Below are 11,692 nucleotides of genomic sequence, written 5' to 3' on the forward strand. Positions count from 1 at the left end.
CGCCACGCAACGGCGTCGTCACCAGCCGGGCAATCAGGCGCCGGCGACCGAGAATGGCCCGCGTGCATTGGCCCAGCGTAATCGTGCCGTCGTAGCGCGGCGCCAGACTGCGCGTGCCATCCAGTTCCCAATAGGAAATGCCAATCGGCAAGACCGGCCGCCCGGCCGCCAGCGCCGGCTGGATCAGCGCGGCATGAAAATGCAGCAGATGGGTTCCATCCGTCGTCGTTCCCTCGGGAAAAACCGCCACGTGGCGGCCCTTGTCGAGCAATTCGGCAATTTGCTGGTTGATGATCCGGGCATGCCCCCGACTGCCGCGGCGCAGGAAAATGGTGTCGTTCTTGGCCGCCAGCCAGCCGATCAACGGCCAATGGCGCACTTCCTCTTTCGAGACGAAGGCGGCCGGCAGCACGGCATTGATGACGTAAATGTCGATCCACGAAATATGGTTGGCAACCAGCAGCGCGCCGGGCGCCGCATGGGTCAGGTCGGCCTCGACCTCGACGCCCAGCGCATCGAGCAATGCAATTGCCCAGCTGGCTTTGAGGCGCAGGCGGGCCGCCTCGCTGCACAGCGGAAAAACGCAAAGGACGAACAAAGCCCCGCTAAAAACCAGCAGGGCCAGGCGAAAAATCCGGAAGGCGCGGATCGGAAAATTGGTTTGGTTCAGTCTGCTTGTCCCAGGTAGTGTTTGGCGTAACGATCGGAAACTTTCGCCATCGGCATCAGTATCGGCAGGTCGGCCGTGTTGAAATCGGGATCCCACGCCGGTTCGCCACAAATCCAGGCGCCGGCGCGCAGATAACCCTTGATCAGCGGCGGCGTTTCGGCCGGCCGGTCCTGCTGCAGCGCCGCCAGGGGCAACGGGCAACGGGGAAAGACACGGTACTCCTGCGGCCCAAGATGCTCGGCAGCCAGACGATTATACAGACTGGCTGCAACGTGCCCACCGTCCGCCATGCTGATCGAGGCACAGCCCATCAGGTAGTCGTAGCCACCTTCGCTCATGTACTGGGCAAGGCCGGACCAGAGCAGGGTAATCGTCGCGCCGGTACGGTAATCGGGGTGCACACAGGAACGGCCGATTTCGACCAGACGTTGCCGCAGGTGCTGCAGACGGGTCAGATCGAACTCGTTTTCCGAGTAATAGCCGATCTGCCGGGCTTTTTCCGGCGGCAGAATGCGGTAGGTTCCGACCACTTCGCTGGTCTGTACATCGCGCACGACCAGATGGTCGCAATAGGGGTCATAGATGTCGTGATCGACGCCCGGCGTGCGGCTGGGCAAATTGGCCCCCATCTCGCCGGCAAACACCCGGTAGCGCAAGCGCTGCGCTTCAAGAATATCGCTCTGGGTCCGGGCAAAACTGACCGCCAGCTTGGGACGATTGGCGCGGCGTTGTTCGGCGCCGCTCTGTAGCTTTTCCATGCTGCTCTCCACTCAGGTAGTGGAGAACAGCATGAAAGATCGGCATTACACGGCTATTGCACGCTCTTTACGGCAGCGTTTCAGCGGGTGACGCGCGACTCGCCACCGGAAGAGAGAACGCGGACCCGATCGCCGGGCCGGAATTCCTGCGGGTCGCCTTCCTGGACAATGACTATCAGTCGTCCGCCATCAAGCTGCACGGTGATCTCCATGGCCTGTCGGCGGGTCACTCCTTCCTCGATCACCGCTCCGGCCAGGCCACCGGCGACAGCCCCGATTACCGCGGTCACCGCCGAACCCTTGCCATGGCCCAGCGTGCTGCCGGCAATACCGCCGACCGCCGCACCGGCGACCGTACCGACCGGCGACTTGGTGCCTTCCATCTGCACCGCCCGTACCGACTCGACGACGCCCTGGCGCACCGTCTGCTCGCGCCGCGCCTGATCGCGACTATAGACATCGCCGGATTTGCTGCTGGCACAGCCGGCCAGCAAGATTACCGAGAGCAACAGCAAAGAGAGCGTCTTCATAGTCTTGCCTTTACCAGAGAGCTACGCCAAAAGCGCGTTGATAGCGGGCGGCGATTTCCTCGCGACTAGGCTGATGGTTCTGTCCGCCCCGGTGGGCGATCTTGATCGCCCCCATCAGCGCTGCCAGACGGCCGGTCTTTTGCCAATCGAAGCCGTTGGCAATGCCATAGAGCAGGCCGGAACGGTAGGCATCGCCGCAACCGGTCGGATCGATCACCTGATCGGCCTCGACGCAGGGGATATCGAAACGTTGACCGTCAGAATGAATTTCCGATCCATCGCCACCGCGTGTCACGATCAGCGCCTTCACCTCGCGCCCGAGTTGCTCCAGGCTGCGCCCGGTACGGTCGCACAGCAGCTTGGCCTCGTAATCGTTGAAACAGGCGTAATCGGCGAGACGCATGAAATCGAGCAGTTCGTCGCCGTTGAACATCGGCAGGCCCTGACCGGGATCGAAAATGAAAGGGACACCGGCAGCAGCGAAATCGCGGGCGTGCTGCATCATGCCTTCACGACCATCCGGCGCAACGATGCCAAGCTTGGCCGAGGCCGCATGCTCGACCTTATTCAGATGCGAAAAGCTCATCGCCCCCGGGTGGAAGGCGGTGATCTGGTTGTCGTCGAGATCGGTGGTGATGAAGGCCTGGGCCGTGAAACCGCCCGGTACGTGGCGCACGTGGGTGCGCGGCAGACCGAGCTGGTCGAGACGATCGAGGTAGGGTGCGGCATCGTCGCCAACCGTCGCCATGATCAACGGTTCGCCACCGAGCAGCATCAGGTTGTAGGCGATGTTGCCGGCGCAGCCGCCGTACTCGCGGCGCATCTCCGGAACCAGGAAAGCGACGTTCAGGATATGAATCTGCTCGGGCAGGATATGGTTCTTGAAGCGGTCCGGGAAGACCATGATGTTGTCGAAAGCCAGCGAGCCGCAAATAAGTGTCGTCATAGGATATTCAGGGATAGAAAATGTAAAGGCGGTACCCGGCGGCACCGATATTTCTGGCTTCGATCCACAGGCGGACGGCGACTTCGCCATTCGCCGGGAAACGCTCGGCACTGATGCCGGGCGGCAGATATTCGGCAGCGCTCATCACCCGGCGCGACACCACAGTGTCGCTGGTGTCGGTCAGGGTCAGTTCGAGGGCCGGCCAGGCTTGGGCGAAATCTGCCCGATTGTGCAGTGTCGCATTCAGGACGAACAGGCCGCGCGCATTGTCGGATTGCAGGTCGGAGGTTTCGATGGCCACCAGATTGGCATTTTGCGCCAGCGGAATGTCCACCCCGGCCAGCTCGTAAAGCGCCGCCGCAGCGGGTAGCCATTGCACGAGCCCGGTCCGGAAGTGATAGAACAGTTGCCCGGCCAGCACCAGCAGCAACAGGCCAGCAACCAGCACGAAAGGCCAGACGGCATGCCGCGCCGGCTCGCCGGCGAAACCGCCCGGCGCATCGCTGGCCAGCGCACCGGCCGCCCAGCGGTTGTAGGCTGGCGCATCGCTCAGCTCGCGGGCTGCAACCAGGCCTGCCTCACGCGCCGCCAGCGTCGATTCTTCCGCGGTTTCGCTACCCGGCTCGGCCAAGGCTGAAACCTCTTCGACGACCGGTTCAGGGGACGGCGGATCGATCACCTCGAGTGCTTCAACTGCGGCCGGCTGCTCGGGCTCGACAAGCGCCTCGGGCAAGGGCTCTGATGGCTCAGCGACCAGCGCCTCAACTAGCGGTTCGTCGCTGTCCGGCGCGACCAAGGCTTCGTCGACCGCTGCGGCAATCGCCGGCGGTTCAGGTTCTGTTTCGGGGTCAGGGTCAGGGTCAGGTTCCGGCTGCGCTTCCGGCGGAGGCGCAAAAACCGGTGCAAGCTCGCTTGCCGGCTGGGCAACCGGCGGCACGTCGGTGTCCGGCAGAAACTCGTCGAAAGCGTTGAAGACCGATTGGCAATGTCCGCAACGAACCTTGCCAGCCTTCAGGCGCAACTGCTCGGACGTGACACGGAAAATCGTGGCACAGGCCGGACAGCGCGTCCGCATCAGGGCTTGCGCCCCGCCAGGCATACCCAGTCCTCACGCGTATCGGCCACTTGCAAAGGCAACCAGCGCGCGTAGATGGCGATGATTTCCTCGGCCTGCTCCTTGAGGATGCCCGACAAGGCGAGACGACCGCCGGATCGGACATGGCCGACGATGGCTGGCGCCAGAACACGGAGCGGATTGGAGAGGATATTGGCCACGACAACATCATACTCGCCGGCAACCGGTTCCGCCGAATCGGCAAACAAAGCCGTCACACCGTTACGCTCGGCATTGGCGCGGGCAGCTTCAACGGCCAGTGGATCGATATCGACCCCGGCGACCCGGCCGGCACCGAGACGGGCGGCGGCAATGGCGAGAATGCCCGAGCCGCAACCGTAATCAAGCACGCTGCAAGCGGGCAGGACATTACGTTCGAGCCACTCCAGACAGAGTCGGGTGGTCGGATGCGAACCCGTGCCAAAGGCCATGCCGGGATCGAGAATCAGATTGACCGCCGCCGGGTCGGGCGACTCATGCCAGGACGGCACGATCCATAGACGTTCGGAAACGCGGATCGGATCGAACTGCGACTGGGTCAGTTGCACCCAGTTCTGCTCGGCCACATCCTCGATGCCAAAGCTCGGCACTTCATTCAGGCCAATCGCTGCAGCGGCTGCAGCCAGCAAGGCGGCTGCATCCGCATCCGGCTCGAGCAGCGCGACGATGCGGGAACGCATCCAGCCCGGCGAATTGACCGAACCCGGCTCACCGAACTGCGCCTGCTCGTCCGGCGTGCCGGCATCGGCATCCTCGATCGAGGCCGACAGGGCGCCGGCTTCCAGCAGGGCATCGCACAACGGCTCGGCGTGCGACGCATCGGTCATGAAACTGACGTTTTGCCAAGCCATCGCTTACTGCTTCACTTCGCCCTTGTCGGCGAGTTTTTGTTCAAGGTAATGAATGCTGGTCCCGCCCTCGACGAAACGGGCGTCCTGCATCAGTTCCTGATGCAGCGGGATGTTGGTCTTGATGCCCTGGATGCTCATCTCGGACAGCGCTATACGCATGCGGCGGATAGCCTGTTCGCGGGTATCGCCATAGGCAATCACCTTGGCAACCATCGAATCGTAATGCGACGGCACGGTGTAGCCCTGATAGATGTGCGAATCGACCCGGATGCCGGGGCCGCCCGGCGGATGGTAAAAAGCGATTTTGCCGGGAGATGGCACGAACGTGAAGGGATCTTCGGCGTTAATGCGGCATTCGATGGAGTGCCCGCGAACCACGATATCCTTCTGGCGATAGCGCAGCTTTTCGCCGGCCGCAACGCGAATCTGCTCCTGGACGATATCGACGCCGGTGATCATCTCGGTGACCGGATGCTCGACCTGAACGCGGGTGTTCATTTCGATGAAATAGAACTCACCGTTCTCGTAAAGGAATTCGAAGGTACCAGCACCGCGATAGCCGATCTTGCGACAGGCTTCGGCACAGCGTTCGCCGATCCGATTGATCAGGCGGGCCGGAATGTGCGGCGCCGGCGCCTCTTCGATCACCTTCTGGTGGCGGCGCTGCATCGAACAGTCGCGCTCGCCGAGGTAGATGGCGTTCTTGTATTCGTCGGCCAGTACCTGGATTTCCACATGGCGCGGGTTTTCCAGATACTTTTCCATGTACACCGCCGGGTTGCCGAAGAAGGTTCCGGCTTCCTGGCGGGTCATCGCCACGGCATTGACCAGCGCCGCCTCGGTGTGCACGACGCGCATGCCGCGCCCGCCACCGCCACCGGCCGCCTTGATGATCACCGGATAACCGACCGCCCGGGCGATGCGCACGATTTCCTTGGGATCTTCCGGCAAGGCGCCATCGGAACCGGGAACGCACGGCACACCGGCTTCCTTCATCGAATTCTTGGCGGAAACCTTGTCGCCCATCAGGCGTATCGTTTCAGCCCGCGGCCCGATGAAGACGAATCCCGAGGTTTCGACACGCTCGGCGAAATCGGCGTTCTCGGAGAGAAAGCCGTAACCCGGATGGATCGCCTGGGAATCGGTCACTTCGGCTGCGGAAATGATGGCCGGAACATTCAGGTAGCTCAGTGCGGACGAAGCCGGACCGATGCACACCGACTCGTCGGCCAGCTTGACGTATTTCGCCTCGCGGTCGGCTTCGGAGTACACCACGACCGTCTTGATGCCCAGTTCGCGACAGGCGCGCTGGACGCGCAGGGCAATCTCGCCGCGATTGGCGATCAGAACCTTTTCGAACATCGCCATATCAGCCGATCACGAATAGCGGTTCGCCGAACTCCACCGGCTCGCCATTGTCGAGCAGGATGGCCTTGATCACGCCGGAGGCATCGGCTTCGATCTCGTTGAGCAACTTCATCGCTTCGATAATGCACAGGGTTTCGCCCTGCTTGACGCTCTGCCCGATCTGCACGAAAGACTCGGCACCGGGCGACGGCGAGCGGTAGAAGGTACCGACCATCGGCGACTTGACGACATGGCCTTCCGGCAACTCGTCTTCGTCGTCGAGATTGACCGCCGAGGCGACCGGAGCGCCAGGCAGCGGAGCGGGCGGCGCGGCATAGTACTGCTGCGGCGCAGCAACGACATTGCCGTAATGTTTGGCGATGCGCACTTTTTCTTCGCCTTCGGTAACTTCCAGCTCGGAAATGCCGGATTCCTGAACGAGGTCGATAAGTTTCTTGAGTTTACGCAGATCCATGGATGACTCCCTTGTGTATTGCGCCCGTTGGGCACAAAAAGCCGGTCGAAGCCGGACTATTCAATATTGAGTTTGTTGAGCAGGTATTCGAGGGCCAGCAAGTAGCCCTCATGACCGAGCCCGCAGATGACGCCGACAGCCAGGTCAGAGAAATAGGAATGTTGCCGGAACGGCTCCCGCGCGTGCACATTGGACAGATGCACTTCGACGAACGGAATCGCCACCGCCGCCAGCGCATCACGCAAGGCGACACTGGTATGGGTATAGGCAGCCGGGTTGATGATGATGGCGCGCACGCCCTGCTCCCGAGCGGCATGAATGCGCTCGATCAGCGCCCCTTCATGGTTGCTCTGAAAAGCCTCGAGATCGACACCGACGTTTTCGGCCATGCGGGCCAGCGCCATGTTGATATCCGACAGGGTCGTCCGGCCGTAGTGTTCGGGTTCACGGGTGCCAAGCAGGTTCAGATTCGGCCCGTGCACCACCAGGATGCGCGCTTTGTCTACCGGCTTGGAAGCAGTTTTTCGCTTCGTCATGGCTGCAAGTTTGCCGTAATTGGCAACAAGTTGTCTAGTCTATTCCGAAAGTAGGGCACGCAGCGCATCGGCACGCGCCCGTTCGCGCGGACGACCGTCACGGTACTTCAAACTGACTCTTTCCTGTTGCGGCGGCAAAACGATCAGGTTGGCGCTGGCGGTATCGGTCTCCATGACCAGTACGGCTTCGACACGTTCATGGCGTGCCTCGGCATGCACGAAATCGATGCCGCGATTGAGCAGGAAGATCTCGACCTCCTTGGCACTATCGGCAAAAAGCAGGATGTCGATGGACGAATGTTCGCCGGCCGTCCCTTCGAGCACCGAACCGGTCAGATACGGACGGAAATCGGCCAGTAGATCGAGCAGTTCGAGCGCCGTATGGCGCAGCGCCAGGAGCTGCTCCTCGTGATCCTCGCCCTGATACAGGCTGCGGTAGGCGCGCAACTCGGCCTCGACCTCGGCGTTGTCGGGGAAACCGACATGCTCGGTCAGACCAAGCTGGCGGGCCGCCTTGCGCTTGGCCAGGTGGTAATCGGTAATGCCATCCTCTGCCATCAGTCGGGCAGCGGCACTGGCGATGGCGGCTCGCGCGCCGTTGAGCGGGCGAGCCCTGTCATGACGGGGCATAGGGGCGCGATCAAGGTAAAATCACCCCCATTCTAACGGGTCCAAGTCTCATGCACATTCATATTCTCGGTATCTGCGGCACCTTCATGGGCGGCGTGGCCCAACTGGCCGCAGCTTCCGGCCACAAGGTAACCGGCTGCGATGCCAATGTTTACCCGCCGATGAGCGACCAGTTGCGCGGCGCCGGCGTCGATTTGATCGAGGGCTTCGCGGTTGAGCAACTCGCCCTGCAACCCGATGTTTTCGTAGTCGGCAACGCCATTTCGCGCGGCAACCCGCTGCTTGAAGCGATTCTCGACAAGGGACTGCCCTATGTTTCGGGCCCGCAATGGCTCGCCGAAAATGTCCTGCAAGGCCGCTGGGTCCTCGGTGTCGCCGGCACGCACGGCAAGACGACGACCAGCGCCATGCTGGCCTGGATCCTGGAAGACGCCAACCTGCAGCCGGGCTTCCTGATCGGCGGCGTGCCGCTCAATTTCGGCGTGTCCGCCCGGCTTGGCGGCACCCCGTTTTTCGTCATCGAAGCCGACGAATACGACACGGCTTTCTGCGACAAGCGCTCCAAGTTCGTGCATTACCGGCCACGCACCGTCGTTCTGAACAACCTGGAATACGATCACGCCGATATCTTCGCCGATCTGGACGCCATCGAGACGCAGTTTCACCATCTCGTGCGTACTCTGCCGGCCTCCGGGCTGATTGTCTCGAACGCCAACGAAGCCAGCCTGGAACGTGTGCTGCAGCGCGGCTGCTGGACACCGGTCGAGCGCTTCAACGATCCGGTCGGCTATCGCGTCAGCGGTGACGATGCCGGCGGCGAGTTGATTCTGCACGGAGCACAGGGCGAAATCGCCCGTACCGTCTGGCAACTCTCCGGCGACCACAACCGGGCCAATGCCTGTGCCGCACTGCTTGCCGCCCGCCATGTCGGCGTGCCGCTGGCCCAGGGCCTGGAAGCCCTGTCCCGCTTCGTCAATGTCAAACGACGCATGGAAGTGCGCGGCGAAGTCGGCGGCATCACGGTTTACGACGATTTTGCCCATCATCCGACAGCCATCGCCACCACCGTCGCCGGACTGCGCCGCAAGGTTGGTACGGCACGCATTCTCGCCGTTCTCGAGCCGCGCTCGAACACCATGAAGCTGGGCACCATGAAGAGCCAGTTGCCGGACAGCCTGCGTGAAGTCGATGCGGCCTTCTGCTACGCGGCCAATCTCGGCTGGGACGCCCGCGAGGCGCTGGCCCCGATGGGTGACAAGGCGGTCGTTGAAGACGATTTAGGCGAACTTGTCCGCAAGATCGTTGCAGCAGCCCGTTCCGGCGACCATATCCTGGTGATGAGCAACGGCGGCTTTGGCGGCATTCACGGCAAGTTGCTGGCTGCGCTGAAGAATTGATCCGACCGGTCAGCTGTCGCCGGCCCTGAAATGAAAAATGGCTGCCACCGTTACCGGGGCAGCCATTTTTTTGTATTGACGAAGGAGCCTGCCTGCTTAGCGCTCCATCGACTCGACCACGGCCAGCGCCGTCATGTTGACCAGACGGCGGACGGTGGCCGTCGAAGTCAGCACATGGACGGGGCGGGCCACGCCGAGCAGCACGGGGCCGATCGTCACGCCTTCGCCGGCGGTCATTTTCAGCAGGTTGTAGGTGATATTGGCGGCATCGATGTTGGGCATGATCAGCAGATTTGCTTCACCCTTCAGCGACGACTCCGGGTTGGCGGCGCGGCGGACTTCCTCGGACAAGGCCGAATCGCCGTGCATTTCGCCATCGATTTCCAGTTCGCCGTTGGTCATGGCCGAAACCAGAACTGCGGCGCGCGCCATTTTCCTTGAGGATTCCGAGGACGCCGAGCCGAAGTTGGAATGCGACAGCAAGGCGGCCTTCGGAAGTACGCCGAAACGCTTGACCTGCTCGGCAGCGGTTACCGTCATTTCGGCGATTTGCTCGGCCGTCGGGTTTTCGTTGATATGGGTATCGCAAATGAACAGCGAACGCCCCGGCAGCATCAGATAGTTCATCGCCGCCAGCGTATTGATGCCTTGGCGCTTGCCGATGATTTGATCGATGACCCCCATGTGGTGGCTGAACTGGCCGGTCGTGCCGCAGATCAGGCCATCGGCGTAGCCCAGTTTCAACAGCATGGCGCCGATCAGCGTCGGCTTGCGGCGCAGCGCTTCCTTGGCGATGGCTGGCGTCACGCCATGACGGACCATCAGCTTGTGATAAGCCGTCCAGCATTCGCGGTAACGCTCGTCGGACTCCGGATTGACGATGTCGAAATCGACCCCCGGCTTGATGCGCAGGCTGGCCTTGGCCAGGCGATGCTCGATGACGGCCGGGCGACCGATCAGGATCGGGCGGGCAAAATTTTCCTCGATCACCACCTGGGCGGCACGCAGCACGCGCTCGTCTTCGCCCTCGGCGTAGATGATGCGCTTGCCCTGGGCCCGGCGGGCGGCCTGGAAGATGGCGCGCATGCCGACGCCGGTGTGATAAACGAACTCGGACAGCTTGGCGCGATAGGCCGCCCAATCGGTGATCGGCCGGGTGGCGACGCCCGAGTCGATCGCCGCCTGGGCAACCGCCGGGGCGATCTTGACGATCAGGCGCGGATCGAAAGGCTTGGGAATCAGGTATTCCGGGCCGAAGGTAATGACCTGGTCCGGGAAGGCCATGGCCACTTCATCGGTCACCTCGGCTTCGGCCAGTTCGGCAATGGCACGCACCGAGGCCATCTTCATCTCTTCTGTAATACGTGTGGCGCCGACATCGAGCGCACCGCGGAAGATGAAGGGGAAACACAGCACGTTGTTGACCTGATTAACGTAGTCGGAGCGGCCAGTCGCGATGATGACGTCAGGCCGCACGGCCTTGGCCAGTTCCGGCATGATTTCCGGGGTCGGGTTGGCGAGCGCGAAAACGATGGGCTTGTCGGCCATGCTGGCGACCATTTCCGGCTTGAGCACGCCACCGGCGGACAAACCGAGGAAAACGTCGGCGCCGACCATCGCATCGCCCAGCGTGCGGTTGGTCGTTTCGCGGGCGTAACGGGCCTTGGTCGCTTCCATGTTGGCATCGCGGCCAACGTAGATGACGCCCTTGGAGTCGCAAACGGTGATGTTCTCACGCTTGACGCCCAGTTCGCACCACAGGTTCAGACAGGAAATGGCTGCGGCGCCGGCGCCGGAGCAGACCACCTTGATCTCTTCGGCTTTCTTGCCGACCACTTTCATGCCGTTCAGCATGGCGGCAGCAGAAATGATCGCCGTGCCGTGCTGGTCGTCGTGGAAGACGGGGATGTTCATCCGCGCCTTGAGCTTTTCTTCGATGTAGAAGCACTCCGGGGCCTTGATGTCTTCGAGATTGATACCACCGAGCGTCGGCTCCATGGCAGCGATCATGTCGATCAGCTTGTCCGGATCGTTCTCGGCCAGTTCGATGTCGAAAACGTCGATGCCGGCGAATTTCTTGAACAGGCAGGCCTTGCCTTCCATCACCGGCTTGGCGGCGAGCGGGCCGATATTGCCGAGGCCGAGCACGGCGGTGCCGTTGGTGATGACGCCGACCAGATTGGCACGCGACGTCATTTCGGCAGCCATCGAAGGATCTTCGACGATCAGGTCGCAGGCGGCGGCAACGCCGGGCGAGTAGGCCAGGGCGAGATCGCGCTGGTTGGTCAGGCCCTTGGTCGGGCGAACGGAAATCTTGCCGGGGGTTGGCCAGCGATGATATTCAAGTGCGGCTTCGCGCAAATCTTTTTCCACGAAATCTCCTTGGGTTTTCTAGTAGTAGGGAAAACCCTAAAGGGTACTCCAAAGCGCCCGGCGAT

The 11,692-nt window shown here is 62.1% G+C and carries 11 protein-coding genes and 1 pseudogene; 1 reads left to right on the forward strand and 11 read right to left on the reverse strand.

From position 1 onward, the window contains the following. Positions 1–145: 145 nt before the first annotated feature. From KI611_RS20895 to KI611_RS20940, 10 genes and pseudogenes are all read right to left on the reverse strand, one after another. Positions 146–766 (reverse strand): annotated as a pseudogene (locus tag KI611_RS20895) (lysophospholipid acyltransferase family protein); the annotation flags it as partial. After that, a complete protein-coding gene (locus KI611_RS20900) occupies positions 667–1,428 on the reverse strand; it encodes a GNAT family N-acetyltransferase (protein ID WP_226417572.1) in 762 nt (253 codons plus the stop codon). The gene KI611_RS20900 and the pseudogene KI611_RS20895, both read right to left, overlap by 100 nt. Before the next feature lie 80 nt (positions 1,429–1,508). Further along, entirely contained in the window at positions 1,509–1,958 is a 450-nt protein-coding gene (locus tag KI611_RS20905) for a glycine zipper 2TM domain-containing protein (RefSeq protein WP_226417573.1), read from the reverse strand. 10 nt (positions 1,959–1,968) lie between these two features. Next, positions 1,969–2,904, reverse strand: coding sequence for a carbohydrate kinase family protein (locus KI611_RS20910; RefSeq protein ID WP_226417574.1), 936 nt, complete (start codon positions 2,902–2,904; stop codon positions 1,969–1,971). Between the two features lie 7 nt (positions 2,905–2,911). Beyond that, positions 2,912–3,979 carry a DUF3426 domain-containing protein gene (locus tag KI611_RS20915; protein WP_226417575.1) on the reverse strand — a complete coding sequence of 356 codons (1,068 nt, stop codon included), beginning with the start codon at positions 3,977–3,979 and terminating at the stop codon, positions 2,912–2,914. Then, entirely contained in the window at positions 3,979–4,869 is an 891-nt protein-coding gene (gene prmA / locus KI611_RS20920; protein ID WP_226417576.1) for a 50S ribosomal protein L11 methyltransferase, read from the reverse strand. The genes KI611_RS20915 and prmA overlap by 1 nt, the downstream gene beginning before the upstream one ends. 3 nt (positions 4,870–4,872) lie before the next feature. Next, positions 4,873–6,231: an acetyl-CoA carboxylase biotin carboxylase subunit gene (gene accC, locus KI611_RS20925; protein WP_226417577.1), complete on the reverse strand. Its 1,359-nt coding sequence runs from the start codon at positions 6,229–6,231 to the stop codon at positions 4,873–4,875. 7 nt (positions 6,232–6,238) lie between these two features. Continuing rightward, entirely contained in the window at positions 6,239–6,691 is a 453-nt protein-coding gene (gene accB / locus KI611_RS20930; RefSeq protein WP_226417578.1) for an acetyl-CoA carboxylase biotin carboxyl carrier protein, read from the reverse strand. A gap of 56 nt (positions 6,692–6,747) precedes the next feature. Further along, a complete protein-coding gene (aroQ, locus tag KI611_RS20935; protein ID WP_226417579.1) occupies positions 6,748–7,227 on the reverse strand; it encodes a type II 3-dehydroquinate dehydratase in 480 nt (159 codons plus the stop codon). A 39-nt stretch (positions 7,228–7,266) separates the two neighbouring features. Further along, on the reverse strand, positions 7,267–7,857 hold the full coding sequence (locus KI611_RS20940) for a nucleotidyltransferase domain-containing protein (RefSeq protein WP_226417580.1): 591 nt from the start codon (positions 7,855–7,857) through the stop codon (positions 7,267–7,269). A 50-nt stretch (positions 7,858–7,907) separates the two neighbouring features. Between KI611_RS20940 and mpl the strand changes: the two genes are divergently transcribed. Continuing rightward, positions 7,908–9,254: a UDP-N-acetylmuramate:L-alanyl-gamma-D-glutamyl-meso-diaminopimelate ligase gene (gene mpl, locus KI611_RS20945; RefSeq protein WP_226417581.1), complete on the forward strand. Its 1,347-nt coding sequence runs from the start codon at positions 7,908–7,910 to the stop codon at positions 9,252–9,254. Positions 9,255–9,350: 96 nt separating this feature from the next. On the opposite strand, the gene KI611_RS20950 is transcribed toward mpl, so the two are convergent. Next, a complete protein-coding gene (locus tag KI611_RS20950; protein WP_226417582.1) occupies positions 9,351–11,627 on the reverse strand; it encodes an NADP-dependent malic enzyme in 2,277 nt (758 codons plus the stop codon). Between the last annotated feature and the right edge of the window lie 65 nt (positions 11,628–11,692).

Source organism: Dechloromonas denitrificans (assembly GCF_020510685.1).
Classification (GTDB): domain Bacteria; phylum Pseudomonadota; class Gammaproteobacteria; order Burkholderiales; family Rhodocyclaceae; genus Azonexus; species Azonexus denitrificans_A.